The sequence below is a fragment of the Bradyrhizobium sp. 604_D8_N2_3 genome (genome assembly GCF_051810765.1).
GTDB lineage: Bacteria > Pseudomonadota > Alphaproteobacteria > Rhizobiales > Xanthobacteraceae > Bradyrhizobium > Bradyrhizobium barranii.
In genome coordinates this window covers 376,937-402,865 of sequence record NZ_JBPWPM010000002.1, presented here as the reverse complement: position 1 = coordinate 402,865, position 25,929 = coordinate 376,937, and the positions used below count along the sequence as shown (strand labels likewise).

Annotated in this window: 34 protein-coding genes and 5 pseudogenes; 17 read left to right on the top strand and 22 right to left on the bottom strand. The window is 59.1% G+C overall.

The features are described from left to right. Nucleotides 1-161: 161 nt before the first annotated feature. The 3 genes from AB7245_RS46920 to AB7245_RS46910 all read right to left on the bottom strand — a co-directional run bounded on the left by AB7245_RS46920 (nt 162) and on the right by AB7245_RS46910 (nt 1,594). A complete protein-coding gene (locus AB7245_RS46920; protein ID WP_162479138.1) occupies nt 162-365 on the bottom strand; it encodes a hypothetical protein in 204 nt (67 codons plus the stop codon). 12 nt (nt 366-377) lie between these two features. Continuing rightward, on the bottom strand, nt 378-554 hold the full coding sequence (locus AB7245_RS46915; protein WP_253575046.1) for a hypothetical protein: 177 nt from the start codon (nt 552-554) through the stop codon (nt 378-380). A 206-nt stretch (nt 555-760) separates the two neighbouring features. Continuing rightward, nucleotides 761-1,594 carry a hypothetical protein gene (locus tag AB7245_RS46910; RefSeq protein ID WP_439035979.1) on the bottom strand — a complete coding sequence of 278 codons (834 nt, stop codon included), beginning with the start codon at nt 1,592-1,594 and terminating at the stop codon, nt 761-763. Between the two features lie 135 nt (nt 1,595-1,729). On the opposite strand from AB7245_RS46910, the gene AB7245_RS46905 reads away from it, so the two are divergent. The 3 genes and pseudogenes from AB7245_RS46905 to AB7245_RS46895 form a co-directional block, all read left to right on the top strand. Continuing rightward, nucleotides 1,730-2,188 (top strand): low affinity iron permease family protein, encoded by a 459-nt coding sequence (locus AB7245_RS46905; RefSeq protein WP_231145562.1) that lies wholly within the window; start codon nt 1,730-1,732, stop codon nt 2,186-2,188. Continuing rightward, nucleotides 2,188-2,709 (top strand): DUF1003 domain-containing protein, encoded by a 522-nt coding sequence (locus AB7245_RS46900; RefSeq protein ID WP_231145563.1) that lies wholly within the window; start codon nt 2,188-2,190, stop codon nt 2,707-2,709. The genes AB7245_RS46905 and AB7245_RS46900 overlap by 1 nt, the downstream gene beginning before the upstream one ends. A gap of 208 nt (nt 2,710-2,917) precedes the next feature. Further along, nucleotides 2,918-3,019: pseudogene (locus tag AB7245_RS46895) on the top strand (GlsB/YeaQ/YmgE family stress response membrane protein); the annotation flags it as partial. A gap of 126 nt (nt 3,020-3,145) precedes the next feature. On the opposite strand, the gene AB7245_RS46890 reads toward AB7245_RS46895, so the two are convergent. Genes AB7245_RS46890 through AB7245_RS46870 form a run of 5 tightly spaced genes read right to left on the bottom strand, consistent with a single transcriptional unit; the run spans nt 3,146 to nt 5,979 of the window. Continuing rightward, nucleotides 3,146-3,874 carry a hypothetical protein gene (locus AB7245_RS46890; protein ID WP_439035978.1) on the bottom strand — a complete coding sequence of 243 codons (729 nt, stop codon included), beginning with the start codon at nt 3,872-3,874 and terminating at the stop codon, nt 3,146-3,148. Continuing rightward, the gene (locus tag AB7245_RS46885) at nt 3,871-4,287 is read right to left on the bottom strand and encodes a phage holin family protein (RefSeq protein ID WP_439035977.1); all 417 of its coding nucleotides are present in this window, start codon (nt 4,285-4,287) and stop codon (nt 3,871-3,873) included. Before AB7245_RS46885 ends, AB7245_RS46890 begins: the two co-directional genes overlap by 4 nt. After that, on the bottom strand, nt 4,284-4,943 hold the full coding sequence (locus AB7245_RS46880; protein WP_439035976.1) for a hypothetical protein: 660 nt from the start codon (nt 4,941-4,943) through the stop codon (nt 4,284-4,286). Before AB7245_RS46880 ends, AB7245_RS46885 begins: the two co-directional genes overlap by 4 nt. Nucleotides 4,944-4,954: 11 nt before the next feature. Beyond that, nucleotides 4,955-5,530 carry a hypothetical protein gene (locus AB7245_RS46875; RefSeq protein WP_439035975.1) on the bottom strand — a complete coding sequence of 192 codons (576 nt, stop codon included), beginning with the start codon at nt 5,528-5,530 and terminating at the stop codon, nt 4,955-4,957. Between the two features lie 35 nt (nt 5,531-5,565). Next, on the bottom strand, nt 5,566-5,979 hold the full coding sequence (locus tag AB7245_RS46870) for a hypothetical protein (protein WP_231145566.1): 414 nt from the start codon (nt 5,977-5,979) through the stop codon (nt 5,566-5,568). Nucleotides 5,980-7,150: 1,171 nt separating this feature from the next. On the opposite strand from AB7245_RS46870, the gene AB7245_RS46865 reads away from it, so the two are divergent. Next, nucleotides 7,151-7,477, top strand: a complete 327-nt coding sequence (locus tag AB7245_RS46865; RefSeq protein WP_162479142.1) for a nuclear transport factor 2 family protein — start codon at nt 7,151-7,153, stop codon at nt 7,475-7,477. A gap of 388 nt (nt 7,478-7,865) precedes the next feature. On the opposite strand, the gene AB7245_RS46860 is transcribed toward AB7245_RS46865, so the two are convergent. From AB7245_RS46860 to AB7245_RS46850, 3 genes and pseudogenes are all read right to left on the bottom strand, one after another. Next, nucleotides 7,866-8,057 (bottom strand): hypothetical protein, encoded by a 192-nt coding sequence (locus AB7245_RS46860; protein WP_162479143.1) that lies wholly within the window; start codon nt 8,055-8,057, stop codon nt 7,866-7,868. A gap of 164 nt (nt 8,058-8,221) precedes the next feature. After that, nucleotides 8,222-8,530 (bottom strand): hypothetical protein, encoded by a 309-nt coding sequence (locus AB7245_RS46855; protein WP_439035974.1) that lies wholly within the window; start codon nt 8,528-8,530, stop codon nt 8,222-8,224. 29 nt (nt 8,531-8,559) lie between these two features. Beyond that, nucleotides 8,560-9,737: pseudogene (locus tag AB7245_RS46850) on the bottom strand (zinc-dependent alcohol dehydrogenase). Between the two features lie 170 nt (nt 9,738-9,907). On the opposite strand from AB7245_RS46850, the pseudogene AB7245_RS46845 reads away from it, so the two are divergent. Continuing rightward, nucleotides 9,908-10,156, top strand: a pseudogene (locus AB7245_RS46845) (TerC family protein); the annotation flags it as partial. 151 nt (nt 10,157-10,307) lie between these two features. Here the strand turns inward: AB7245_RS46845 and AB7245_RS46840 are convergent. The 4 genes and pseudogenes from AB7245_RS46840 to AB7245_RS46825 all read right to left on the bottom strand — a co-directional run bounded on the left by AB7245_RS46840 (nt 10,308) and on the right by AB7245_RS46825 (nt 11,569). Then, nucleotides 10,308-10,451, bottom strand: a complete 144-nt coding sequence (locus tag AB7245_RS46840) for a PepSY domain-containing protein (protein WP_341850580.1) — start codon at nt 10,449-10,451, stop codon at nt 10,308-10,310. Between the two features lie 192 nt (nt 10,452-10,643). Continuing rightward, complete coding sequence (locus tag AB7245_RS46835) at nt 10,644-10,844, bottom strand: hypothetical protein (protein WP_231145567.1); 201 nt, start codon at nt 10,842-10,844, stop codon at nt 10,644-10,646. 129 nt (nt 10,845-10,973) lie between these two features. Further along, entirely contained in the window at nt 10,974-11,165 is a 192-nt protein-coding gene (locus AB7245_RS46830; protein WP_439035973.1) for a hypothetical protein, read from the bottom strand. Between the two features lie 43 nt (nt 11,166-11,208). Further along, nucleotides 11,209-11,569 (bottom strand): annotated as a pseudogene (locus AB7245_RS46825) (hypothetical protein). Between the two features lie 137 nt (nt 11,570-11,706). Here AB7245_RS46825 and AB7245_RS46820 point away from each other — a divergent pair. Beyond that, a complete protein-coding gene (locus AB7245_RS46820) occupies nt 11,707-11,928 on the top strand; it encodes a hypothetical protein (protein WP_439035972.1) in 222 nt (73 codons plus the stop codon). A 96-nt stretch (nt 11,929-12,024) separates the two neighbouring features. On the opposite strand, the gene AB7245_RS46815 is transcribed toward AB7245_RS46820, so the two are convergent. Then, nucleotides 12,025-12,366, bottom strand: coding sequence for a hypothetical protein (locus AB7245_RS46815; RefSeq protein WP_162479146.1), 342 nt, complete (start codon nt 12,364-12,366; stop codon nt 12,025-12,027). 444 nt (nt 12,367-12,810) lie between these two features. On the opposite strand from AB7245_RS46815, the gene AB7245_RS46810 reads away from it, so the two are divergent. Beyond that, complete coding sequence (locus tag AB7245_RS46810; protein WP_253575052.1) at nt 12,811-13,053, top strand: DUF6894 family protein; 243 nt, start codon at nt 12,811-12,813, stop codon at nt 13,051-13,053. 521 nt (nt 13,054-13,574) lie between these two features. Here the strand turns inward: AB7245_RS46810 and AB7245_RS46805 are convergent. Further along, a complete protein-coding gene (locus AB7245_RS46805) occupies nt 13,575-13,796 on the bottom strand; it encodes a hypothetical protein (protein WP_162478937.1) in 222 nt (73 codons plus the stop codon). A 341-nt stretch (nt 13,797-14,137) separates the two neighbouring features. Here AB7245_RS46805 and AB7245_RS46800 point away from each other — a divergent pair, with 341 nt between their 5' ends. Together AB7245_RS46800 and AB7245_RS46795 are read left to right on the top strand one after the other, a co-directional pair. Further along, nucleotides 14,138-14,842 carry a helix-turn-helix domain-containing protein gene (locus tag AB7245_RS46800; protein ID WP_309248245.1) on the top strand — a complete coding sequence of 235 codons (705 nt, stop codon included), beginning with the start codon at nt 14,138-14,140 and terminating at the stop codon, nt 14,840-14,842. Between the two features lie 52 nt (nt 14,843-14,894). Continuing rightward, entirely contained in the window at nt 14,895-15,017 is a 123-nt protein-coding gene (locus AB7245_RS46795) for a hypothetical protein (RefSeq protein ID WP_301309079.1), read from the top strand. A gap of 304 nt (nt 15,018-15,321) precedes the next feature. Here the strand turns inward: AB7245_RS46795 and AB7245_RS46790 are convergent, their stop codons facing one another. Then, nucleotides 15,322-15,732, bottom strand: coding sequence for a hypothetical protein (locus tag AB7245_RS46790; RefSeq protein ID WP_162478938.1), 411 nt, complete (start codon nt 15,730-15,732; stop codon nt 15,322-15,324). A gap of 62 nt (nt 15,733-15,794) precedes the next feature. On the opposite strand from AB7245_RS46790, the gene AB7245_RS46785 reads away from it, so the two are divergent. Both AB7245_RS46785 and AB7245_RS46780 read left to right on the top strand, forming a co-directional pair. Then, nucleotides 15,795-16,064, top strand: coding sequence for a hypothetical protein (locus AB7245_RS46785; protein ID WP_231145569.1), 270 nt, complete (start codon nt 15,795-15,797; stop codon nt 16,062-16,064). A 653-nt stretch (nt 16,065-16,717) separates the two neighbouring features. Further along, complete coding sequence (locus AB7245_RS46780; RefSeq protein ID WP_231145570.1) at nt 16,718-17,542, top strand: class I SAM-dependent methyltransferase; 825 nt, start codon at nt 16,718-16,720, stop codon at nt 17,540-17,542. A gap of 258 nt (nt 17,543-17,800) precedes the next feature. On the opposite strand, the pseudogene AB7245_RS46775 reads toward AB7245_RS46780, so the two are convergent. The 3 genes and pseudogenes from AB7245_RS46775 to AB7245_RS46765 all read right to left on the bottom strand — a co-directional run. Next, nucleotides 17,801-18,301 (bottom strand): annotated as a pseudogene (locus tag AB7245_RS46775) (ATP-dependent DNA ligase); the annotation flags it as partial. Between the two features lie 552 nt (nt 18,302-18,853). After that, nucleotides 18,854-19,447: an ATP-dependent DNA ligase gene (locus AB7245_RS46770; protein WP_343287564.1), complete on the bottom strand. Its 594-nt coding sequence runs from the start codon at nt 19,445-19,447 to the stop codon at nt 18,854-18,856. Nucleotides 19,448-19,449: 2 nt separating this feature from the next. Next, a complete protein-coding gene (locus AB7245_RS46765; RefSeq protein WP_231145593.1) occupies nt 19,450-19,677 on the bottom strand; it encodes a hypothetical protein in 228 nt (75 codons plus the stop codon). A 320-nt stretch (nt 19,678-19,997) separates the two neighbouring features. On the opposite strand from AB7245_RS46765, the gene AB7245_RS46760 reads away from it, so the two are divergent. The 4 genes from AB7245_RS46760 (at nt 19,998) to AB7245_RS46745 (ending at nt 21,620) form a co-directional block, all read left to right on the top strand. Further along, entirely contained in the window at nt 19,998-20,159 is a 162-nt protein-coding gene (locus AB7245_RS46760) for a DUF2934 domain-containing protein (protein WP_080586918.1), read from the top strand. 816 nt (nt 20,160-20,975) lie between these two features. Further along, nucleotides 20,976-21,158, top strand: a complete 183-nt coding sequence (locus AB7245_RS46755; RefSeq protein WP_085398237.1) for a hypothetical protein — start codon at nt 20,976-20,978, stop codon at nt 21,156-21,158. Further along, on the top strand, nt 21,137-21,361 hold the full coding sequence (locus AB7245_RS46750; RefSeq protein WP_439035971.1) for a hypothetical protein: 225 nt from the start codon (nt 21,137-21,139) through the stop codon (nt 21,359-21,361). Before AB7245_RS46755 ends, AB7245_RS46750 begins: the two co-directional genes overlap by 22 nt. Nucleotides 21,362-21,461: 100 nt before the next feature. Next, nucleotides 21,462-21,620 (top strand): hypothetical protein, encoded by a 159-nt coding sequence (locus tag AB7245_RS46745; protein ID WP_167768298.1) that lies wholly within the window; start codon nt 21,462-21,464, stop codon nt 21,618-21,620. A gap of 952 nt (nt 21,621-22,572) precedes the next feature. On the opposite strand, the gene AB7245_RS46740 is transcribed toward AB7245_RS46745, so the two are convergent. Continuing rightward, nucleotides 22,573-22,767, bottom strand: a complete 195-nt coding sequence (locus AB7245_RS46740) for a hypothetical protein (protein WP_085398240.1) — start codon at nt 22,765-22,767, stop codon at nt 22,573-22,575. Between the two features lie 645 nt (nt 22,768-23,412). Between AB7245_RS46740 and AB7245_RS46735 the strand changes: the two genes are divergently transcribed. After that, a complete protein-coding gene (locus AB7245_RS46735) occupies nt 23,413-24,975 on the top strand; it encodes a winged helix-turn-helix domain-containing protein (RefSeq protein WP_439035970.1) in 1,563 nt (520 codons plus the stop codon). A gap of 551 nt (nt 24,976-25,526) precedes the next feature. Next, on the top strand, nt 25,527-25,898 hold the full coding sequence (locus AB7245_RS46730) for a YybH family protein (RefSeq protein WP_439035969.1): 372 nt from the start codon (nt 25,527-25,529) through the stop codon (nt 25,896-25,898). Nucleotides 25,899-25,929: the final 31 nt, after the last annotated feature.

Below are 25,929 nucleotides of genomic sequence, written 5' to 3'. Positions count from 1 at the left end.
TTGCGCGGCTTGGCGCATGTGCCGCGCATAGACGCTCGTTCGGTCCTGTGCGTGAGGTCCTTGGCTTGCCGCCGTTGCCGCCGTGGCCTCTGGCATCGGAACGCGCTGGTGCCATGTCTGGGCTGGAGGACTAAGGGTTTCGCGTCTGCGGGCTCGAAAACCTACTTGGCGGGTGCGCCTGTTGTAGTCCCGCTGGAAGGCGCGGTCACTGTCACGTCATGGCCCTGCCGCAGCGCAAGTGAGGCCGCCGCAATTGCCGCCTCGAACGCAGCTTCCTTCGTGGCGTATTCATTCTCCGCCTTGCCATCATGACGCACCCGCCATGTGCCGTCGGTGCCGAAGATCTCGTATTTCGCGATGCCCATGCGGTGCTCCTTCTAGCCTGCGTCGTCGACTGTTTTCGGCGGCTGAGTGTTGCTTGGCGGATCGGATGCCGGAAAGCTGTCCTTCAATCCCTTTTTCAGCTCGTCAACCGACTTCTTGTCGGCGGCCGAGCGCTCTTTTGGTGTGTCTGCGTGTTTGTCGGTTGGTGCCGGGTCTAATTTGTCCGCCATGGCATTGTTCTCCGTTGTGGGAAAAAACGGCGATACCCCCGGTCTTTCCCTGCTGAACCAGTTACCGCTTTTCGACGGCGGAGCGTCAGCGGCGCGGGTAATGCGCCGCTGACGCATCCCAATTACCGCAGCAGAAGGATCAGGATGATGAGCGGGATCGGAATTCCAAGGAGCCAGAGTAAAATCGGCATGATGTTTCCTTTCGTTTATCGGCGGCGTTTCCAGGTGCCGTCGCGAAGGCCGCCGCCTTCGGTGGCTGCAAGGCTGGCGCAGAAGGCGCCGAGAAGAAGCGAAGCCGTGATCCAGAATGCGAGCGAAGCGGTTGCTTTGCGTGCGGCGTCGATGTCGGCCTTGATCTGCGTGACGACCTCATTGACCCGCTTTTCCGCGTCCCGCTGGCTCAGGCCCGTCCGGGCGGCCACGACCTTGACTGTGTAATCTCGGTCCGGACCCTTGAGTTCGCCGCCGTTGCGAAAACTTCGCGAGAAAAGGCGGACTACCTCGCCGCGGGCATCGGCGGAGTTAGCGTTTTGTGCAGCGGGATCGCCCCGCAGGATAGTGTCCACATAACCATCCATCGGACCGCTCGATTGAGCGGCGCTCGTGACGGCTCCCTGGCTCACACCGGCTGCGGTGCCGCCAATCAGGCTTGTCGCCGGGCTGGCGAGCACGACGGCGCCGAGTACCGAAGCTAAAGCCCACGCGATAAACCCGTGCGCCGTATCTCGGAAGTAGACCTCATCCGCGTGCACGCCTTCCCATGCCGTCCGCAGACGCCCGGCGAGATACCCGCCGATCGACGACGAGATCATGGCGATAACGATCAGATAAAGCCCGGTCGTGATTTTGAAAGTGGTGGCCGAAACGCCTGAGCCTCCCCACGGCGAGATCGCGCTAAGGCCAAGTCCGGTGCCAAAGGCGAGCAGTACGAGGGTCATCGCGCACGCGGCGACTGCGCCCGCGATGATGGAAGGCCAAGAGACGCCCGTTCCCGGCGAGCCCGCGGGCCCTCCCGGTGCAACCACGACAGTATCGATCATATAATTCGCTCCGCAAATGACCGCGCCGCGCGCCGTCTGCCGCAATAATGAGCATGTGAGAGGTTGGTTCCTGGGCAATGGAACTTTAGGACGCAGTGCCGATTTATCCCGGCGGCTGACACAGGGGCGACATTCATGAAGGGCAAAGCAAAGGCTAAAGAGCCGTCCGGAGTTTCGAAGTTTTTCGGCGAACTCGCCAACAGAACCTCCCTGGCGGCAGGTCGGGCTTCAACGTTCATTATCGCGGCCAGCATCGTCATCGTATGGGCGGTAAGCGGACCGCTCTTTGGTTTCTCAGATACGTGGCAGCTGGTGATCAACACAGGAACGACCATCGTCACGTTCTTGATGGTGTTTCTCATCCAGAATTCTCAAAACCGCGATAGCGCCGCGATCCAGGTCAAGCTCGACGAATTGATCCGGGTCGGCGCGGCCCGGAATTCACTGGTCGGTATCGAACACCTGACGGACGACGAGATCGAGGATCTGCGCGGCAAATGCGAGGCGAGGGCGCGCGCTGAAAAATCGGCCGACAAGAGCGTCGACAAAACGCGGAAGTCGGCGCGACGGGCCGCAGAAAAGGTCGCAAACTGATGCGGGCGGGCACTCAGTCAGCGAGGCCCGCCGCCCAAAGCATCGACGCAATCCTTCGCCTTGAAAAGCAGGATGAAGAAACTCTGGCGGTTCATCACCGTCTGTTTCACTGGATCGGCTGGTTCGTCGGCACCGTTCAGTTTATCGTTCTTCAATGCGCGTTCGTGATCGGCTGGATCATCCTCAGCCACTTTTTCCCGCATCACGCCTTCGACGAATATCCGTTCCCGCTGCTCGCGACGATCCTCGCGCTCGAAGCCGTTCTCCTCACCTCATGCGTGCTGATCCGCCAAAGCCTGATCGACCGAACTCTGGAACGGCGCGATCACCTGGAGCTGCAGATCAATCTCCTTGCAGAGAGGGAGGCGACCCAGTCGTTGCGCATATTGCAGCGCATCGCGAAGAAACTGGATGTCGAGGACACCGAGGATGGTAGGCCGGATGAGCTTGCAAGCGAGACGTCGGTTGATCAGATAGCGCAAGACTTGAAAGACCGCCAGGACGAAGACGCGAAGCAGTAGACGGTTACGAGGGGCCACGCTTTCGCCCGTTCCCACCTTTCGATCGCGTATCGATGCGCCCTTCTCGGTTTTGGACCACGTCTAAACCGCCTTACGTGATGTCTGCTCGATACCGCTCGTTTGTCTTGCGTCTTGGACTGCCGCCTTGGCCTCCGGCATGGAAACGGGTCAGGTGATCTGCTCCATGGTGCACTGTTTCGGAGCCAGGTTCATCCTAACGACCATCCTCGGGATCGTTGGTGCCCTCGTTGCGGCTTACCTTGGGCAAGCCCGTGGCTGGTATCGTCCTGGCGAAGGCACAGGATTGATCGACGGTCATCGTGCTGCTTGTCTAAGGCTTTGTGGTCGGCACACAACGGCGCGCAATCTGAGAAGTCACCTCAGGGGTGCACTCCGCACCTCGCTGCAGATCCACGTGATCACGACCACCGCAACCTTAGCCCGGTTGGGGGGACCTTACTTTGGCGGTGGCTGCCTCAGCGGCATCCATGCCGGCCTGCTTCACCCTATCCAAGGCTTCGGCACCTTTGTCGCCGACTTCTGCGACCACGGTATCTGAGGCTTCTCGCAAGGCCTGCGATACCGCGCCAGCGCGACGATTCAGGTCGGCCTTCACATCGTCGGCAACTTTGCCGATATATTCGTTCTCGATTTCGGAAGCGCGAAACGCGCCTGCGACTGCTGCACCGATCGCCATGCCCACAATCCCAAGCACCAGGGGTTGTCTTTCAAGCAACTCAGTTATTGACGATTGCGCACTGAGCGCTTCTTTACCTGGAAGCGCAGTGCCGAGTGTGTCCTGGAAGAAAGCGACGCCCTCGTCGAACCGATCCTGAACGCGGTCGGCAGCTCCTGAGACTACATCGGAAGCCGCTGCGGTGGCGCCGCGCAAAGTTTCGCCGACGCCCAGCGATCCCTCGTCGTCCATTTCAGGTGCCGTTGGAGGCGCCACAGTCTGCTTCACAGCCGACGCTGCCGACCTGAGAGTAGTTCCAGCATCGGCCACGGGTGAAACTGCGTCCACAGCCGAGCGGGTCGCGGTCTTCAGCTTCTGGTCGCCAGCCAACAGCCAAAGCGCTCCACCTCCGATAAGCGCAGCGGCAAGGGGGTTTTCCCGGGCCGCTGTCACCAAATTGTCAATAAAACTGCTCTTTGTGTTGCTCATCGCACCATTCCTTTCATGGTGTCCTTATCCTTTTCAAGCTGGCTGATCGTTTCTCGAGGTGCCAGATTGCGCACATCAAGCCGGTTGATGCCGACTGCAAAGAGCAAGGCCGCAATTACCGCCGCTATGAACGCCGACGTCAGATACGATACCGGTTGCGACCATCCTGCGGAGATCAACGCCGCGGATAGGGCAAACAGTGCCATGACGATCGCTGGAATCACCAGAACGGCACCACCTGCAATCAAACCTAGCGCGCCACCAAGCTTCTGAAGCTTGTCGCCAACTTCGGCCTTGGCCAGGTCCATTTCGTTCTGGAAGAGTTTGGCGAACTGCGACATGGTATCGCCCAGCAGCGTCGAGATGACCCGAAACTCGCCCTGGCTGGTTTTGATATCGTGCTCGATGCTCATGGTACGGCGCTGCCCTGTGAGGATGATGTCTGTTGCGAACTCGGACCGGGCGGCGCGGAACTCGCCGAGAACGGCGGGGCACCGGACTTCTGAACGGCTTCCGACGACGATTTATTCACTGTGCCGCTCCGCTTCGATGATGAGGATTGCTCGCCGGACGCTTTTAAAAAGCGGAGCGCTGCGAAGCCTGCCAGCACGGATATTCGGAGAAAGGCGGCGGGCTGACGCTTGGCGAAATCAGTTGCACCTTCGACGAGATCCCGGAAGCTGCCATCGCGGATCTTCTGGGCGGCTTCTTCGACGTAGTCGGCAGCAGAACCGATGCCGCGTGCAGCGAACGGTACGTCGCTCTCAAATGCTCGGCCGGCTTCACGCATGTTGCCTGCGAGGCGCTCAACGAAAGCGGCGCCCGACCGCTGCTGCTCGCGGGCCTGGCTCTGAATCTGCTCCACCGTCCCTTCCGTCACCCCTTTGGCTGCATCAGCCGCTTCACTGAACTTGTCCCGCGCGAGATCGGCCGTTGCCTGAAGGGCATCGCCAGCGCGCTGCTTCATCTCTGCCCCGGCTTCACCGATCTGTTCCTTCAGATCCTTCGAGGGTCCCTTGTCTCGGCTCGGCGCAAACTGCGTGATGTTGTTCGGGTCCACATCGTTCATGATTGTTTCCTTCAGGTGTTGGTGTTTTGGGAAGGGCTAAAGGCGGCTTTGACGACGTCGTCCGCAGCCTCTTTCAGAGCGCCCGCCACATCCTGCGTCATACGACTGGCGTAGGTGCCGAGATCGGCCTCAGCGATCTTTTGTGCCGCCGCGTCGGCTGCCGACGTGGTCGCCTCTTTCGCCGCCTCGAATCCGGAGTGGGCCGCCTCGGCCGCAGCCTGTTTCACGCCATCGCTCGCCCGACCGATCACCTTGCCTTCAGCCTTGGTCTCGGGAAGAGCCGCCGCGATGATGGCGCCGATCGCGATGCCGAGACCTCCGATGAGGGCAGCATTGTCGCTGATGGTCTGACGGGCCTGGTCAGGCGCCTTCGCCGCCGCATCCTTGGCTGCGTCGATACCAAACTTGAGTTTTTCACCTGAGGATAGCTTTTCCGTCGCGTCGCCCTGCATGGCGCGGGCACCCTCCGTCAACTCCTCGAGCATTTCCCCCGCTCTATCCATTGCCGGACCGGACGCGTCCGCAGCGCGATCACGCACCGTCTTCGAGGTCAGGGCAAGCCCGGCGCCGATCATCAGAAGTGGCAACGGGACACCTCGCGCCAATCGCAGCAGCGGAATTCCTAGTGCGGCGCTCGCGGCCACTGCGCGGCGGTGATGTGCGCTCGGTGCTGGTAGCTCTCCGCCGGTTTCCAGCTGTCGAATGTGGCCCCGCAGACGCAGCGCATCATCGTGTTTCTGGTCTCGCTGTCGAGTTCCTCGCTCCGAGCCCGCTTGGCCGCCATCGCGGCGCGCCAGTCGCGGTCTTGGCGCCATTCGGCGAAGGCGGCGTCGGGGATGGTAGGCCGCAGATCGGACCACGCGGCCTCGAAAGCCTCGCGTGCGGCTTCGAAGGTGGCGGCTATTCCTCTCCGCCCGGCGCCTGGCTCCATGCCGGGATAGAAGCCGATCGACCAAGCCCATTGATCGGCTTGCACAGGCACGCCGGCGCGCACGCCGATGGTGCCGATGCGGACGTCGCCGGAATAGATGTGCACCAGGTCTCGTCGTGCGGATTGTCGGAGCGGCGGCGGGTGAGGGCGGTGTTATTGATCATGACGACACAGGATAGGCGCTAGTCGGGTGCCGAGCCATCCGCTGGGGCTTGCGCGCGGCGCCTAGACCTGGCCCAAGAGGTTGGTCAATGGGGCCTAAAAGTTTCGCCCTCGCGAGCCTAGGGGCGCCGGGAAAACTTGGCGTCGCGGCGCGGACAGCGAGGGCGGTCAAATTTGGCTTAGGAACTCAATCGCCCACTTAGCCAACAGGCATAGCCCTAAAACCCCGACAATAAGGAAGACGATTCCCCAGAACCGCTCCAGCCATTTAGGCCAGCGGTACATAGGCTTCCATCGCCTCATGCTCGATTCCTCAGACAATGCGCTGAACTAGCAGCCAGTGCGATGCGGATGGGCCTTGCACTCTGCTTGTGCCCGCCGCAGCGCTTCGTCAAGCTGATCGTTGAAGCCTCCCGGTTCGCAGCCGCCGAGCCATTGACTCGATTGATTTCGCTCACCTGCGCGTCAGGCGATACCGCGCAACGGCAGGGTCAACTGCATGTCCGTGCCGGCCGGCCGCCTCGATCGCGATATCCGATCGAGGGCGAGGAACGCATACGCTGCTCCGATACAATAACGGGGGAGAGACGGCCACTATCTGGTGCTCGAAGAGGAGCGCAGAGCGCAAAAAAAGCCCCGCTTAAGCGGGGCTTTTGAAAGTAGCTGTTCCATTTCGAGCGCGTCAGGAAGCTTTGGGGAGCCCACCCGACACGATCAGGTTGGTGCAGTTAGCGGGTTCCGTCAATCACCTTTGTTAATTCACTCAAGAAAAAACGGCCCGGCAAGATGCAGGGCAAAAGTGGCAATTCACAAGTGAACAGTTCATTGATGAACGATCAGCGCCTGCAACTTTGTCACGCGTGATCACAGCTCCATATAACGTCCGTTTCAGGTCATTAGGCGTAGCTTCATCTGCCGTGGTCCTTGGAAGGCTTGCGCCGCTAGTTACGGTCTATGACCCACCGGCCGCGGATGCTCGAAGGCGACCCGTCGGCTTTCTTGCTCTTTGTAGAAGCATTGATTCTCGACCAAGAGGAGGTGACAATCCTGGGAACAACTGGCAATTTCTCCCTACTCGCTGCGACGAACGAGAACACGGCAGGGAGGTAGGAATATGTCCTTTGACCCGATGGCCGCTGCCGTTGCCTGGTTTGATGCCTACCGCGCTGGAGACATTGAAACTATCTTGGCAATGTATGCCGAAGACGCGGTGGTTCACTGCAGCTGCGAAGGCATAAAAATTATCACCAGCACAGACAGCTTGCGTGCTTACTGGGATGACCGCCTTAGGAAGCGTCCCGCGTCCCATCTAGACAACCTGCAGCTATCAGAGGATGGAACAGTAATCTCGTATGTCACACGCGAGGGTGTCGTGAGCGCCTTATTAACTTTCGATGCATCCGGGCAGATCGCGTCACTTACCTGCGGTCCTTCAAACTAAAATACATATCGGACGTTGAGCCGGCGACGACTGAGCGGCGCCCCGATCGCCAGGCGCCGCCGGTTGACGTTTTCCTGCAGCGCCCGGAATTGCCAGAGCCCAAATTTGAAGATCGGTTGCGCCAAGGGGAGCCTGACCAACGGCGGCGATGAACTGGCCGCATGATCTCTGCCAGACCCCGAGCGTCATGACTCCGGCCTGGCCAGCGAGAGCCGGCCCCGCAAAGCAGATCGCAATGATCGACAGCCAGAGCCGCATCGTCCCCGCCCCCTGAAACAAAAGACCCCCCTTTTCGGGGGGCTCTCCTTGGTAGGACGCATCGATTTTGTGGAAATGCAACGGGTCCTGGAAGAGGGTCTTGGTACCATTCCGCTGCAGAAAATGCAAATTAGCCGCGGTGGGCTTCGCCCAGTCCAATGCCAAGCTGATGCGCCTTGGCCCGCAATGCGGGGACGCTGCGCTTCATCGTCTTCGCCACCTTGCTGATTGGCGTGCGCGCCTTCGAGTACTGCTTCAGGGCTTTGAGATCGTCGCGGGTGTAGGCCTTGCGAATTTGGGTCTGCTTCTTCTTAGGTAGCAATGCTCGTCTCCATTTTGAACAGCACGGACCTGCCGAAGCAATCTGGCAGGATTGTGCAAACTCCCTGCAGCTCGCAAGCAAATCTGACTTGCAGTTCCTGCTGATCGACAGATGTCGAAGCGGCGAACCATACAAAGGCAATTGCGGCGAGCGCTTCGCGCCGATTAACTAACGTGGCGCTTATCGAGCGCATAGAATGACGGTCCTTCTACGGCAAGGTCAGCGCGTTGATAGTCGTATCGAAACTTAAAGGGCCCGCTGACTGGACGCGCGCTGCCGGCCCATGCGGTCTCGGTGGCGTTCCACTCCTGCATCTCATGCGCGGCTCTGAGAGCTGCGGTTAGCTGAAATTTGCGACGAATGACGTCGTCGACCGAACCAGGACGATCCAGTGATAGCGGTGCAGCCAGGCAGCTGTTCAGAAGCTTCAGTTCTTCCAGCTTGCGATCGAAATGCGCGTCTGAGCTCTCCATTATAATCCTGCTCGGATAGCCGACAGTCGTCAGGCTCCGAAAGGCTTCATCACAACTTTGATGCAACCGTCCTTCTTGTCCCGGAAGGTCTTGTAGAGTTCCGGCCCTTCCTCGAGTGTTGCCCGATGGGTGATGACGAAGGATGGATCGATTTCGCCCTTCTGGATGCTCTCCATAAGCTTCGGCATGTAATGCTGGACGGGGTCTGGGCCATCCGGAAGGTGAGGCCGCGATTAATGGCGCTGCCCATAGGAATCTTGTCCAGATACCCGCCATAGACGCAGACGATCGAAACCGTGCCGAAATTTCGGCAGCACTCGATCGCCTGTCGAAGAACATGCGGCCTGTCCGTTCCCATGAAGGTCGCGACCTTGATCCGGTCGATCACAGAGCCGATGCTGGCAGTGGATTCAGGCTCGGTGCCGACGGCGTCGATGCAAGCATCCGCGCCGCGCCCGCCGGTCAACTCCTGGATACGATCGTAGATGTCGTCGTTCCGGAAATCGAGCGTGATTGCACCCGATTGTCTGGCAAGTGCCAGCCGTTCAGGAACGGTGTCGATCGCTAGCACGCGTTCCGCCCCCAGCAGAAACGCGCTCTTGATAGCGAACTGCCCGACAGGACCACATCCCCAGACAGCCACTGTTTCGCCGCCCTTTATGTTGCAGAACTCGGCGGCCGTGTAGCCGGTCGGAAAGATGTCCGACAGGAATAGCACCTGTTCATCGGTGAGACCTTCCGGGACCTTGTAAGGTCCAACATCGGAGTAGGGCACGCGCAGGTACTCCGCCTGACCGCCGGCAAAACCACCGAGCATGTGCGAATAGCCGAACAAGCCGGCCGGAGAGTGTCCCCACATCTTCTCGGCCATCTTGGCGTTGGGGTTGGACCGCTCGCATCCGGAGTAGAAGCCGTTCTTGCAGAAGAAGCATTCACCACAGGAGATCGTGGAGGGCACCACGACGCGGTCGCCGACCTTGAGCATGGTATTGCCTTTGCCGACGTCGACGACCTCGCCCATCGTCTCGTGGCCCACCACGTCGCCTTCTTCCATGCTCGGCATGACGCCGTCGAGCAGATGCAGGTCCGAACCGCAGATCGCGCAGGCAGTCACCTTGATGATGGCGTCGCGTCCATGCTCGATCTTGGGATCCGGCACGGTCTCGCATCGGATGTCGCCTTTGCCGTGCCAGGTGAGAGCTTTCATGTAGGGAACTCCGAGCGAATGATTACGGCTAAGCTTGATTGCGTCTCGAAGTTCCTATCGGGTTAGGAACGGCGGCCGCCTAGCGCGATTGGAAAGGCAACTTCGGAGATAGCGGAGAGCCGAGATGGACAGGCAATTTGCAACCGTGACCCGCGCATCGACGGGGATCGGTTACCGACGTTTCCATGTCTCTCGACAACGTTCTGGCCGTGGCAGGGGCGGCACGCGAGCATCCGATGATCTTGATTTTCGGCCCGGGGCTTTCCATCGCGATGATGGGCGTGGCCGCTTCTTTCATTGCGCGCCTTCTGCAAACTTATCGATGGATTGCTTACGTCGGCCTAGCCGTCATCCTTTATGTAGCGGGCGAGATGGTCTTTCGCGGGACGTTGGATGTCATCAAGGTTGCGTCAGCATGACGGCCCTGTGTTAAGCTTGGACAACAACGTGTCGGGCGAGTTCGTGGGGCTCGGGTTGAAAAAGAAAAGTGCCGAAAAGAAGACCAAGAGGGGCTCGCCGGCGAAGTGCACAAGCAAACGAAAGGCCGCCAACTGAGGCGGCCTCAACTTTTTAATGGTCTGGCTTCTCGCGCACGATGACGCCGGTTTTGGGGTCAGCGTGAAATTCCAACTTCTGTCCGTTTTTGATGCCTTCGCCTTCCCACCGACCGTCATCGGCTTTGAGTTTAGTAACCTGCGTGTAGCCCGACTCCATGACTCTGTTCCATTGGCATCCAGTCAGGCCCTGGTACATCGGCCTTAGCTGCGCTGAGGGACGCGAGGGTGACGGCGAACGCAACTGCAGCAAAGTTCCTCATGGCGATCCTCGTTGCGGTTGTGAGCAAACGGGCCGTCTTTCGAATGGTTGCAGCCACAAGTTCAGAACAGGCCGCTGCCGGGGCGTGGGCTACCTTGGCGGCTGCAACCCGGGAGATCTGAGCCATTCGCTCATATGCGACCCGGTCTCAGCCTGTCTGGCTTTGCGGAGCAGGATTTCGCGCTCAGAGCCGTGCGGGAGCTTCTTGGCTTGCTCTCTTAGGCGTTCGGCCTCTTGGGCAAGGCGCTCTTCGAGGGATTGGGTTTGCTTAAACCGACGACGGTGCTTCATGACTGGCCTCGCGCATACGGGTCCTAACCGTTGGGTTTTGTAGTGCGAATGCTAATCCGACACGAGGCGGGCCATCATTAACAAATGTTCGCTGAGGTCCCGCGGGTTTAGGACCGCGCAGACGTCCGTTCAGTGTCGCCAGCCGTCCTTGTCGACCTCGACCTGAAATCCTTCCGGCATGCGCGAACCCTCACCTTCGCCAGTTGCGTTGCAGGCGAGGCAGGGCGCGCCGGCGCCGCCACAGGTGCAGGCGCGCGGGCCTTCCCAAGGGCGGTCCGGGTGGTTCTCGCATACCCAGCCGAGATCGTCACGTTGGTGCAACTCGCGGTCATTGTACCAGCGGCCAGCAGCTTTTCCTCGGGCATCAGGCGACCCCGCGCAGGGGCAGCGCTAGCTGCATGTCGAAGCGCTTTGTGGCGTTGGCGGCGATGAAGGCTTGCAATGCAGACGAGACCTCGGCGTCGGTGTCGGCTGCGCGCTGGGCCAGTGCGTCGGCGACGTCGGAAGTCGCATCCCGCGACCATCCCTCGACGGGATTGAAGGAAACCATCCGGACCGGATAGCGTACTGGCCAGACAGCAGATTTTGCAGCACGCCCTCGAGATCAGTGTCAGCCTCATCCGTCTCGCGCCAGGCGCAACCGGCGCGCGCGCCGAAGTCTTCAAGCACAAGATAGATGTCGCGATCGAGGCGATTGGCCGCACGATCGAGGACGAGGAACGCATACGCTACTCCGATACGACAATGACGGAGGGACGGCCCCGGCTGCAGGGGGGCAAGGGTAGGCCGGGGCCGCTCCGGCAGCAAGTCAGCAAAAAATAAACGCCGGCGAGCGTGCGGGTTCCTAACCGGTCGGACGATCATGGCGCGGGAAGACCGCAACCTTGCGCGCCCCTTGCCACAGTTCAATATCGTGACCGTCGACGAGCTGCTCAGCCAAGTGCTTGGCTACCTCGTCGTTATGGCCGAGGACGACGACGCGGCTTTGGACATGACCATCCGGTCCGATGGCGTATGCGTAGTATCCGGTTGTCATGGCGATCAGTCGGGCGATTTCAGTTCATTAAGCCAATCATCGATGTGAGCGGCGGTCTCGGCTTGACGTGCTCGTCGCAGAAGTAGTTCGCGGGCCGTGCCTGGCGAGAGCTTTGCGGCTTCTGCCCGAAATTGCACCGCCTCATCAGCCAAGCGTTCCTTGAAGCTCTTCCCACGCTCGATGCGGCGTCGGGGCTGCTGCTGTGTCCGTTGCATTGAGGAAACTCCTCCCTCCTGCGATGAAAATGCGGGCCGCTGCGGCGCTCCCTTTTTTGCCAGCGGGCGACATTGAACGGCTGCGACGAGTCATGATCTTCCCGAATTTTACGGGGCGCCAGTCCAATATTTTCGTTCCAAACACGAAACCTTTTAGGAACGGCTCAAGCTGAGTAAGCTGAGTTGCCGGCACACCCGCAAAGGAGATCAAGACACTTGATTTCTGGAGATTGCTAAATTTAACCTTGGCGTCGCCGGGGCTGGTTTTCATTTACGAACTCTATTCTGACCGGCGAGGGGCCGCCGTTAAGCGGCCCCTTTCGCTTTAGCTGAATGGGCAGAGGGCGGGCTCGCTAGGTCGGTTGCTGCTTGGCTGCGCAAATTGACTTTGAGGCTCCGGGCCCTCCAGCCCTGGGGCTTCGTCTGCCAGACGACCAGAGCCGGGAGCGCGCCGACCAAAGTTAATGTGTCCAGCGGTACAATGTGAACATTCGATCCCTCGGAACGTGCGAGCTTGAGAACGATCGGGATGGATCTGATTCCATACCGCGGTCGCGGGACGGCCGCCCGCTCAGCCAGCCCCGGCGGGAGCCGTCCCTGCATTGGGCGGCCGCAGTGCTTTAAGACGCCTGTTGCTGACCTCAGTGGCCTAGTTTGATTTTGGGAGCGGCTCTTTACGAAAAGAACAATTTGAGGTTGGCGTCGTTCTGGTCTGATGAGACGGTATTACTTTGACATCAGAGAGGGTGACGAGATTTTCCCGGATGAGGAAGGTCTGGAACTCGCAACCATAGAGAAGGTGCAGGAAGAGGCGGCGCGCTCGCTGGCCGATATGGCCCGCGATGCCGTCCGCACCCTAGGGGCCAGTAGCCAACAGATGTCGATTGAAGTCGGGGACGACAGCGGTCCGGTGCTCCAGCTCAAATTCACATTCGCGGTCGAACGGCGCAGGCATTGATGCCGCCTCCGTCGTTGGCCTGTGTTCCTTCTGTCGGGAACCCGAGTTCTGGCTTATGGTCCGGAGATCACCGCTCCGTCCGAGGCGCCCATCGGTGACTGAGAGTGCTTCATGCTCCCGCCTTCTAGGTCGAGCGGAAGCCATGTGTGAGAAGTGCATTCAGTACGAGGACAAGATCGCCCGGTATCGGCGCCTGTCGCTCGGAATCAACGACCGACAAACGCTGGACGGAATTGCAGTCCTAATCGCACAGGCGACGGACGCGAAGGCCCTCATTCATCCGTCTCCACCGGAAAAGCAAGGCAGTCAGTAGGACGGCTTCACATTCGGCGCTGGATTCCTGGCGGGGCTCTTTATGTTCGACTTCGATTTATTTTCCAAACGCGAATGGGCGACGATGATTGTTGCTTTCGCGGCTGTGACCGCGCTCGCCCCTCTACGGGTTTTTCCAGGTTCTCGACTACCTGGCACCACGCCTGTAAGGCCCCTCGGTTTGCTGCCTATTTCGGCCCAGCACCTTCCTATTTGCGAGACAGCAGATCTTCACCGGTCGGCATTAGCTTCACGTAAGTGCCGCTTTCGTGCTTCGACAACCAGCCGCGTTCGATCGCGTATTTGAGCCCCGCGCCGAACTCGCTGCCGCTGCCCTTCAGCTTGAACAGGAACGGCACATTGATCCGCTCGATGTAGATGCGCCCGTCCTGGACAGCTCCAGAATGATCCTCGTTCTTCTGCTGGCTCATTGAGCTCTGACGTGTTGGTCGCTATACATTCAATCCGTAGTATTCCGGAATCCGTAGACCCCGATTCGGCTTTAGTATTGTTAGAGGGCCGCCTTGGCCCTCGATAGGAGAGAATAACGGCTCTCGCTGTATTAGCGCCAAAGGTATTTCGCTTTACTGATCTCGATCAGTATCGAACAGCCGTGCGAAATCTGAAGGTCGAATTTACGCCTCTCGCACGGAAAATCTCTGCTGAGCAAGTCATCCTAAGTCTCCCGGGATGTGACATCAATTTTGCCAAGTCTTTCCCGCGCATCGCCGATGGTCAGCTTGCCGACAATTGCACAGCTGTCGGGTTCTCGATGGATGACGGGTTTCCCATTCGCTTCAACGGGGTCGAAAGAGATCACTCAGCTATCGCGATCGGCGGCAGCGGTGCTGCATATTCCACGGTCGAACGAGCCGAGCGGCAATTCACATCGATTATTTTCACGCCAACGATACAGGATCGTGGCTGGCCCCAGGCCGGTCCCAACTGGAAAGCGTTAGAAACGAGCACCGCTGCGCAGCATTGGCTGCGCGAGCTCGTGAGGCAGATCCTGTCAATTTCCGCGACATTCGATGCCTGCGAGACGGGCAACGCCTCGTCCGCAATCCGGGAGTCCCTACTGGCTGGAATTGATGCCGCATTCGCCGACGTGGTTGACGCAAGATGGGCCTTTCATGCGAATTGCCTCGGGTATTTCAGGATTTTCCGAGATATTCAGGAAGTATTGTCCGGTAACATTGGGCGTCCGGTCTACAGTGATGAACTTGCGCGAGAAGTTGGCGCCTCGGTGCGGACCATGCACGAGGCGGTTAAGCGATACCGAGGAATGAGCCTCCACCGATATTTGCGCCTGAGGCGTCTCTGGCTCGTGCGGCAACGACTGCTGGCCGGAGCGGATAGTGTAAAGGCGTGTGCGCTCGCTTTCGGATTTTGGCACTTGGGGGATTTCGCGAGGAGTTATCGTCTTCAGTTCGGCGAACGACCCTCGGACACTCTGGTGAAATCGCGCCTCCAATGATGCGGCACAGCCGCTCGCGTCGCTCGTATTGCTGCTGGTCGTGGCGACGCCGATGATGCCGATGATCGGCTCTATTTTGCCCCCGGCAGCAGCAACCGGGCTTTGCATGGTGGTCTCTACCGAAAACTTAAGCTCGGGCGTAGTGGTGATGAAGTCCGCTCAGGATGGCACGTGACCTGACCGCACCGGTTCGCTGAACCGGGCGAGAAACGGGCGCATCCTTATCTAAGGCCAAGTGTGTCCGCGTCGCATTATAGTAGCGAGCGTAAGATCTCAGAATCCGGCGCAGATGTGTCTCCCCCAGGACAATGATGTGGTCCACACATTCACGCCGGATTGATCCGATCAGGGCGAGGCCAGGACGGCAAGAACGAAGCAGAACAGCCCGATCATTCCGCCAGCTTAGGCGATTCCAACGCGGCATCACACTCGGATAAGGTTTTCGGTACACACAGCCAGTTGCGACGGCAATATGGTGGTCAGTTCTGCACTTCGGCCGCAAGCAGCGCGAAGTATGTATGGAAGTCAGGCGCGGGCTTCTGACCGGCAATGATATCCGCGTTTACATGCATCACTGCCAATTCCAGTTTTGGCGCTAACGGCTCGTACAGCGGTGCGATGCGAGCCCAATGGCCATCAGACACATTGTCGTCAGCCGTACGTACGATCTGATTGAGACGACCGGCCGTGTCTGCGTTTGCTGGGGTCGCAGCAAGAAGCTTCGTGGAAGCAGCGGCGAGCGTTGAGATAAGGTATTTGATAAAATCGAGTTTGTCGGACATAGTATCCTTGTATGACCGGTCAACTCCGGTGTTGTGGCACGCGAAAAATCCGCCGCGTGCCTTGCGGGTGTCGATGGCCTTAACATCGGAAATTAAAATCCTGCTCATCCCTCGTTCATGTGCACCTTCCTACTGTGCCGTACGTTCTAGCGCTCCACAGGAGGACACTTATGAAACTCAAGCTCGCACTCGTTGGACTAATCGCGCTCAGCGGCGTCGCGTTCACCGCTGGTGCGGCATCGGCTATGCCGCTCGCTCCTCTCGGACAAACATCAAACGTTGAGAGCGTCGCCTTGGTTTGTGGTCCGAACGGCTGTGTCCGCACGGCACCGGTCTATCGACGGTATGGCTACGGCGTCGGTCGCTATGGCTATGGCGTGCGTCGAGGTTACGGATACCACCGTGCGTATGGCTATCACAGGGGCTATCGTCGGTACTGACTGTTAACGGCGAGGCCGCCAACTGAGGCGGCCTCTCTCTCAAAGATTGAATACAACATAGAGACTAGAACCGTTGAAAAGACACCTAGTCCTATGATGGCAATTTTCAAAACCAGGTCGGCTGCCAAACGCACCTCCTTTAGCTTCCAAATCAGCCAGAATCATATGCCTTACTTCGGTGGCAGCAATCCGCGCGAGTTAAGCCATCCGTCAATGTGGGCGGCGATATCGGCTTCGCGGGCCTTTTTCAGAAGGTCCTCGCGGTCCTCGGGAGGCAAGTGATCTGCCTTTTCCCTCGTGAAACAGTAATTTTCAAGTGTCCATTCCGGATCGCGAGTATCGACCGGCTGTTACCGGCGGGCTCCTGTGAAGTCATTACCGACGAAGAGTTGATGGAAGGCTCGTCAATGCCGCTCTATCGGTGCGTCGGCCACCAGGATGATGGTGCCTACCCCCGCGTTTTTACACAGCCTGGACTCGAATGGGAGATCAGGCGCCGTTCATTGTTGCAATGCACTCCACCGATGATCTGTTTATATTTGGTGTAGGTCCATAATCGTTTCCCATGAGGCGGCGCGCGGTTGCGGCCCTCTCGATGCTCGGCGGTGCGACGGATGGGCGCTCGTCGTGCGCTGCCTGTGATGGAGGCCGAAATGTCACAAAGCAGCTCCGGAGTTCCAGCTTGGCAGCTCGAGGGCAATGCTCCCCTTGCCTACGACACACACATCGTCGACGTCTTTTTACAGGACTACTCGCGCCGACTTGTGGAAGCCGCCGCGATTAAACCGAGCGATCGCGTGCTGGACGTCGCGTGCGGCACTGGCGTTATGACCCGACTCTTAGCAAACAAGATCGGTTCTGCAGGACTGGTTGTCGGCTTCGATCTCAACGCGGGCATGCTCGCGCGAGCACGCGCTTCTCGTGAAACAGCCGCCGCAATCGAATGGCGGATGGGCAACGCTACAGACATGCCGTTTGCTGATGCGACTTTCGATTGTGTCATTTGCCAACATGGCTTGCAATTCATTCCTCACAAAGCCGCAGCGGTTTCCGAAATGCATAGAGTGTTGGCTGATCGAGGCCGGGTGGTTATCAGCGTCTGGCGTTCAATCGAGCATTGCCCGTGGCAAGCGGCGATCGCTGATGCTGTTGAGCGTAATATAGGGAGTGAACAGGCTACGCAAATCCGATCAGCATTCAGCTTTGGTGACGCTGACCAATTACAACAAATCATTGTTGCCGAGGGATTTCGGGGCGTTGAAATTCGAGTCGAACGCGAGACCATTCGACACGCATCAATGGCTGAATATGTGCCAGGCTATATTTCAGCAACTCCAGTCGCAGCAGCAGTTGCTGGCTTGGATAAGGAGGCACAAGAAAAGATTACCACCGACGTAAGAGATGCGCTTGCGGCCTACCGCGTTGGCGATGGCCTCGCTGCTCCAGTCGAAGCCCATGTGGCAATAGGACATCGCTGAGACGGGTGTTGTGCGTCCGAGGAGGTCGCTCGGCCTTGAACTGCCACCGACGCTGTTCGTCATCGCCGGCGAAGCGATCGAGTAAGCGCGCAACCGCCACGTCATTTGCTGCATCTGCTCACAGCAGCTTCTGGCCCTCTTGCGAAGTGTTTGCCGACACCGAGTGCTTCCGATTATTGTTGCAGATCGGAAGTGCGCGGGCCGTAGCTAAAGCGGCGCTTTTGAACGGCGGACTTACGGGGGCTATTGTTTGCCCAGGTACGCGCTGTCGCGCACCTTGGAGATGACGCCTTCGAGCCCGATCTTGCAGGCATGGGCAAACATCTCGTTCCCGTCGATCTCGAAACTCGCGCTGAACTGAACGTCGGTGCCGGCAATGATCTTCTTCAGCTCCGCCTTGCGCTGAAACAGCGGTAACTTCCGGATGTCCCTGCGGTTGAGGTAGAGCAGGTCGAAGGCGACGAGCACGATCTTCGTTGACTTGCCTTTGAGCTCATTCTGCAAGACAGAGAAGTCCGTCGTGCCGTCGGTGGCAGGTACGACAATCTCTCCGTCGATGATGGCCGAGCTCGCCTTGACGTGCCAGGCGTCATCGGAAACCTTCTTGAAACGCTTCGTCCAGTCGTGGCCGCGCCGTGTGAAGACCTTGACGGCTTCGTTGGCGAGGTGGACTTGCACGCGGTAGCCGTCGAACTTGATTTCGTGAATCCATCGCTCGCCGGATGGCACGCGGTCGGTCGCGGAGGCGTGCGGTCTGATCGGCTTGGCGCTGTTCGTCGCGCTCTATCTTCCTTGGTAAGCCGATCGCGAGTCCATCACAAAGACCTGCCGGTTCACGCTGGCGGGTTTTTATCGCTGACGCTTAACGCAGCCGAAGGCCGTCAGTTTATCAGACGGACGATTCCTTTGCTGGGAGGCGGTGCGTCATGGACTGTCTGAGCCTGGTAATACCGGCCGCTATTGGCGTGCTGGCTGGGCTGTTCTTCCTCGGCCACAACTGGCGGGCCTAGCACTCCCGGCGCTCTAATCCGCAATTGGATCGGCAGCCGGGAGCATTGGGGCTGGAATGACCTGCCGTGCCATGTCTGCCCTCCTAGTGACAATGCGTACAAAACCGGATTCCGGTAGTTGTCCGGACTCCATTTTTGGAACGGGGTGTTCTACTAAAGGAACACCGGCGCGATTTAAGTACCAACCGATTTCAAGTTATCCGGGATGGCCGCAGTGGGGCTGGAACCACGCTGCGGCTTTTCCCATTTGCGGGCCTGCTGGTTCAGCGAGTGTTTCGACCGGCAAGTCGCTGACGAACGCCTAGAATTCTCGCGTCATCGCCGGGTGCGTCCGGTTCTTCACCTTGATCCAGTCTTTCGAGCGGCCGGCGCCATAGCGCCGATCGCGGCGTTTCGAGACCAGACCCTCGAGGCCCATGCGGCAGGCGGCGCCGAACAGGTCAGGGCCGATAGCGCCCGCTTCGAACGGCGCGACGAATATGCCGTCCGGCCGGCCGCGCAGCAGCCGCACCAAATTGGTCTTACGCATCGTCAGTGGCAGCTGCCGCAGGTCCTCGCTGCCGACCGCAAGGATGTCGAAGGCGTAGAGCTGCACCTCGTGATCGTGCCGGCGCGAGTGCAGGGCGTTGAAGTCCGATGGGCCGTCGACGCCGAGGACCACGGCCTCGCCGTCGATGACGAATTGCTGCTCACGGTTCTTCAGCGCGGCCTCAACGATCCAGGGGTATCGCTTGGTCCAGTCGTGGCCGCGCCGTGTGAAGACCTTGACGGCTTCGTTGGAGGTGGACTTGCACGCGGTAGCCGTCGAACTTGATTTCGTGAATCCATAGCTCGCCGGATGGCACGCGGTCGCCTTGACACCGAGCGCTTCCGGCTTTTTCCGCTGGAAGGCCATGGCTACACCAGGCGAAGACTGAATTGCTGCAGGTCTTGTGGTGAGTAGCGATCCACAAACTCCCGCAGGTACGACGGCACGTCGTTCAGTTGCAGATTGCCGCGACGCTGGATTTCGCGGGCAATGTGCTCGGAAACATCTTCCGAGCAGCGTTCGGCTGTGTTGAAGGCGACTACGCGGATCGGCTTGCGATATTCTCCGGCCAGCAGATCCTGGATGACGGTCTCCACCGCGCTCTCCAAGTCTGCTTCGCCAAGCGCTGCCATTGCGGCCGGAGTTGTCCGCAACCAAGTAGACAGTCTCGTCGCTGTTCGGGGCGATCGACAAAAGCCATCGGAACTGACGCATTAGCACTCACGCAACGGAACCGGGATTCAATTTGTCGACGTCCAATTCGTTCCTGTCGCAGTGCGTACGCAGTTGGATCAGTGTCGGCACACCAACGCGACGGTCTGAATAAGAGGCTTCTTAGTTCACAGGCATGTATTTGGAGGATGACCGGATTAGGAACGCCCCCGATTGCCCCTAGTTGAGGGTCTGGAGAAGGCCGATGAATAGGCGAATTGATGAAGCCGTTGCGGCCCGGGCCTACGAGTTGTGGGAGCAGGCTGGTAAGCCAGAGGGCCGAGACGAAGACTTTTGGCGCTTGGCCGAGCAGGAATTGCTCAACGAGGATCAAAGCTCACCTCGACGCACACCGGATACGCTTTAGGCGAGGGCTATCTGTCATACCCGCGCTTGCCGGCTATCATCTGCCCTGCGCAACCCTGAGGAAATTTGGCGGGCGGTCTTTAGAAGACACCATGGGAGAACCGGTCCAGTGGTGGCAACGTCTCGGCCCTGGCTGTCCGCATACGGATCGTCTGTCATCTCCATCGAGAAGCCAAAGGGTTTGAGACGCTTCGCGTACAGATCTTTTGATCTAGTCGCGGATTTCAAGCGCTTGTTCGGAGGGTTGCGGCACCTTGGTATCAGAGAAGGTCGAGTTAATGGCTTCTGTCAAAGCGGAATTGGATAGATACTTTGAATCGTTCCGGCGACGGGTGCCTACGAAGGTGTCGAGCTTCATTCTGAGGCTACGAGAACCATCCTCGTTTTGGGTCCGTGTCGTTGTCGCCGGGTTGCTCATCCTGGGAGGCGTCTTCAGCTTTTTGCCTATCTTCGGCCTCTAGATGCTGCCTCTCGCCTCCTTCTTATCGCACAGGACATCCCTATTCTGCAGAAGCCTCTTCTCATGGCTTTGAGGTGGATCGAGGCCAAGTGGGAGCAGCTGAGAGCGCTCTTTAAGAGGAACTATCACGCTGATGGACGTGATCCGGAAGTTCTATCTCCACTTCACTCTGGCTGCTGCCGACTAAATCTGTCCGCGTTCTGGTGTCTCCCATGGCCCGCCGGTTGGCCCGGCGCGCTGATCCAGAGCGCGGCGGGCTTTTTTGTTGCGCGCAGAGGTGGATTAGACTGGGGATTGCCTTGATGCCGCCCTACAACTTGTGGCAACTTCCGCGACATGTTGGGAAACAATTGATCCATGAAGCCGGATTTGATCGCCGGGGATTTTCAGCCTCAAGGCTACTTCGACGGCCGCCCATATCGCTTCGACGGCGATGGCGCGATCTATTCGGTTGTCGATGGCCGCGTCGTCCGCTTCACTGATTTCGAGGCCTTCGTCGCCCCCCGAAGCAGCGCCTGGTGCTGCCGGCGCTGCTGCTGACGTTCGTGGCGGCTCAGTGCGTCTCGCTGTCACTGGTCCAGCGCTATTGCAGCTATCTGCCGTTCATCAGATTCGAGCCGCATCTGCTGGTGAGGGCGTGTGTCGACGTGCTGCCGGCGCTGGGGCTGGTTTTGCTGGTGGCACGGGGGCGAGCGAGTTTCGGGTTTGCGTTGAGCTTCTTTCTGCTGGCCTCAGTGGCCTAAGTAAAATTGTCGCGGCAGGACTTTGATTTTCGACTGGCCTTTAAGCCTGCTCTCGCTAGCATTGAGATCTGAATAGGCCGCTTTTATTCGGCTGGGTGTCATGTTCGAAGATGCAGCGAAGTTTCGTCGTGAGTATGTGGAGTGCCTCGAACAGGCAGACAAGACTGACGTCTTGTCGTCTAAAGCTCAATGGCTCTTGTTTGCCGACGAGTGGCTGAATCGGGCGATGGCCGCAGAGGCTCTGACGCGCGGCCGCTGAGCCTGTCGCGCGGAGTAAGGCCGCAGTTGGCGGCCAATCTCGCAGCCCAGTGTCTTCCTATTTGCTAGTCAGCAGATCTTCCCGGACTCTTCACGGCGCTCTGCCGCTGGAATGCCAGCGCTAGCGGCGTTTCGCTGTGGGAAATCAGTTCGGGAATTAGTTCGGTAATTTTGCCCGACATTCGGCGACATCGGTCGGCTTTGTCCGGCATCCTTTCTAAGCGAAGCGTGTACTAACAATATTTCGCGGTTCGCTTAATCCAAAGGCTTAGCGTCTGCCGGCAGCTCGGTTCGGGAATTTTTTCGGAACTAGGGTGTCCTGGCGCAGTCGAAAGTGTGCTATCATTCGCAACCCTTTCAATGCCGACAGCCAACGCCCAATACAAATGCTCCTGGAGTAGCGGCACCATTTCCCCGGTCCCGTGTGCCAAGCGTTATGCCGTCAACTACGAAGCGTGCCGAAAATACGTCATCGAGCATGGCTCGAGCGGGGCTGACGACATGTGGTGGTGTACGAGCCAGGGTTATACCAAGTAAGGCCACACCAAGTGATTTGAGGCCGACCACCAGCAAGAGGCCGCCTTCGTTGGCGGCCTTCCTCGTCGTCAGTTGCCCGTGCCCACTTTGGGCGGGAATTGCTTTGCGGTCATCCGCAAACGTTCGCGATCGGGCGGTCGTTCATGGTGCGGGGATCCTTTCAGGGCTTCGCCCTGGAGAGAGTCCTACCCCGCGCCGCCGGCCGCCGTGGGTAGCGAGCGCTTCGCGCTACCGAGTCATCACCGCGTGGACCAGCTCCGGCCGCTGCACGAGCACGGCGGCGATGCCGATCAGCAGCAGCATCGACGAGACCATGATGGCGATCCACTTCCTGTCATCCATCTGGGCCAATGCCCGCGCCGCGGTCCCGTTCCGAGCATGGCCGGCGAGCGCTACGCGCTAATCGGAAGTACTCATCAATGGCCGCGTGGACCAGGGAAGGGGACCACGTCGCCGTCCGCTGCGCGGATCACGGCCCTGGCCATCTCCATCGGGTCGAACCCCAGATCGGCAACGGCGTCGGCCACGCGCTGGCGCTCCAGCTCGGCGACGATCGCCTCGGTCACCTTCATCAGCCTGGCCAATTCGGAAGCGGTAGCGCTGTCGCTCATTGGGATGCCCCTCGGTAAAGCCGAGGCCATCTTACCACGGCGCAGTGTAGAAATCCGCGTGTCGAAGGTTCAATCCCTTCGCCCGGCGCCATCAATTGAACCTTGGCTTCTGGCGCATCCGCCCAACTGATATCTCAGCGGAGTTGATTTCAACAACTTCGCCTTTGTCAGTGGTCCCAGAACAATATGGCTCGACCGACCTGTCCGGCATGAGTCGCATCTTGCAAGAAGCGTTTATGCCGTAGGCCCTCATCACAGATTTTGCGAACTGCTCCGGTGGCACGTCTCCTGCGCCGAAAAAACATCTCCTCAGTGCCATCTTTACGATCTTGTCGCCTTCCATGTCGAACGCGGCGCAGCCCAACGGCCTCGACGTTGGCTGCGAGCTCGACGAGCTTGCGCGCGGCCGCTTCCGGGTCTGCATAGGGTCGTTCTTCGGTGTGCAGGAGCGGACATCTAGCGGACATGCTGGGTCGACCGCTAAGGGCCACAAGCGGGAGGAGAGGGAATAAGGAACGCCAGTCCGGCCGCGGATTTAAGGACGAAGGCGTTGGTTTAGTGGCGCACTAACAGCTCGCTTACATTTTCCTCACCGGCAGCTTATTGTTATGGTTTCCGAGGGTGGCCCCGGAGAGGGAATGCAGCTTGCGGTTTCTTTTTGAGGATTACGCATTGGATACCGACAGGCGCGAACTGCAGCGCGCAACAGACGTGGTTGTTGTCGCACCCCAAGTGTTCGATCTACTCGAATACCTGATCCGAAACAGAGAGCGCGTCGTCAGCAAGGACGACCTCATCAACGCCATCTGGAAAGGTCGCATCGTCTCGGATGCTGCGCTGACGACTCGCCTCAATGCCGCCCGGAGCGCAATCGGGGACACGGGCGATAAACAGCAGTTAATCAAAACATTGCCGCGCAAAGGTTTCCGCTTCGTTGGTGCAGTGCAGGAAGCCCGGAGGCCCGCAAATGAGACGGTTGGCCCAGTCGAGCGAACCGGCGACACGCCGCCGCGCCTATCCATCGTCGTGCTACCCTTCGCGAACCTGAGCGGTGATCGTGAGCAGGACTATTTCGTGGATGGTGTAACCGAGAGCTTGACCACGGACTTGTCGCGCATCAGTGGTTCATTTGTAATCGCACGGAACAGCGCCGTCTCATACAAGGGTAGAGCAGTCGATGTACGGCAGGTCGGCCGCGAATTAAACGTTCGCTACGTGCTCGAAGGCTCAGTGCAACGCAGCGGCAATCGGCTTCGGATGAACGTGCAGTTGATCGATGCCCACAGCGGTCAGCATCTTTGGGCCGAGCGCTTCGAGAAGCCTGTCGGCGACCTGTTCGATATGCAGGACGAAATCGTGTCGAGGCTCGCCGGTACATTAGGTGCCCAGCTCATCGAGGCTGAGGCGCGACGAGCCGAGCGTACGCTGCATCCCGATGCGATGGACTTGTGCTTCCAGGGCCGGGCCTGGTTGATGAAGGGGATTAGCCTTGAATGCGTGACGCAAGCGCGGGGCTTCTTCGAGCGCTCGCTGGAGTTCGATCCCGGCAACGTCGAAGCAATGATTGGTCTGGCAAATGTTGATACGGTAGTTGGAGGTAGCTTTACGACGGATGATGGGCCCGCGCGGCTTGCGGCGGCCGAGGCGATAGTGAACAAGGTATTGTCGATTAGGCCGAACAGTGCCTCAGCCCACATGGCTCGGGGGTGGGTCCAGACCTTTACGAACCGGGCCGCCCAAGGCATCCGTGAGTTCGAACTTGCGTTGGCGCTGGCTCCGAATTTGGTCCACGCTCATGCTGCCCTTGGTTTCGCAAAATCCTACATAGGTCGCGCTGCCGAGACCGAAGGCCATATACTCGAAGCTTTACGGCTCTCTCCTCGCGACGTTTTCGCCTACCAGTGGGCGTGTTTTGCGGGCGTCGCCAAGCTGCTGCTTGGTTCAGACGTCGAAGGCGTCAGTTGGCTGCGACGAAGCACCGAGGCGAACCGTAACTTTCATCTCGCTCATATATCGCTCGCCGCTGCCTTGGCCTTGACCGGCGCGTTCGATGAGGCGCGAACTGCTGCGAGAACGGGACTTGCGCTCAACTCAGGTTTCACCATTCGTCGCTTGCTCGCAGCTCAACAAAGCGACAATCCAATTTACCTTGCCGGGCTGCAGCGCCTGTGTGAAGGCTGGCGCCTCGCTGGCGTGCCGGAAGGGTGACGAGCGCTTCGGGTCAGAAGTCGACTTCAGCGCGTTCCTGACCTACGTCGGCTTTGCGTCACAAGCGGCTGTCCAGCTGGTGTCAGCTCAAAGCCCAAAGCCAACAATACGGCGATTGAGACAGATGATAGCTAAGGGCCAAGGCCGAATTACACTGTGACCAACGCAGGGATTTCCGACCGTGTGCCGCGTCTCCCATTTGTCAGCGCCGTTGACGGTAATTGCCCGGAATTGCTGCTCCGCGAACTATTGGGTGGAGTCCTTCCAACCAATCATGATGAATGTGCCTTCGCAGAACTGGTCATGGTGGTTGAAGTTCGGCGCATGTGTGACCGGCTGCATTAGCGGTGTCGTGGCGCGCGATGTGGACTCCCCAGGTGAATGGCGACGTTGAAGTTGCCATCGCCTGCACCTCTTTCGTAAGAACCAATGGCCGGCCACAGCGCGACCGGCGACGGTGTGGTCATGCTGGCGGGAGCGCAGCCGCGGCAGACGACCGGAGAGATGATCTAATCATTCGGGAAAGGCATTATCCAACAGAGGAGTATCCTATGAAGTTGGCTCAAACATCAGCATTACTCATTTGTCTGCTCGGCGCGCCGGGAATTTCGTTGGCCGCGGACGCCAAGGGGGACGTGGAGAAGGCTTACGCCGCTTGGGATGCCGCATTCAACAAGCATGACGAGAAAGCCATCGGCGCCTCCTATGTCGCGACGGCAAAATTGATGCCGCCCACACATCAGGTCGCGTCGGGGCCGGCCGAGATCGAGAAGTTCTTTGCCGGACTCTTCGCGAGCGGTGTGACGGATCACAAGTTGGAGATGATCGATGCCGGCGGAGACGACAAGGTCGTCTTCGGCACAGCCAAGTGGAGCGCTACGGGTAAGGACAAGGAGGGCAAGCCGTCTCCTTCAGTGGTTTAGCGACGCACGTCTTCGAACGCCAAGCCGACGG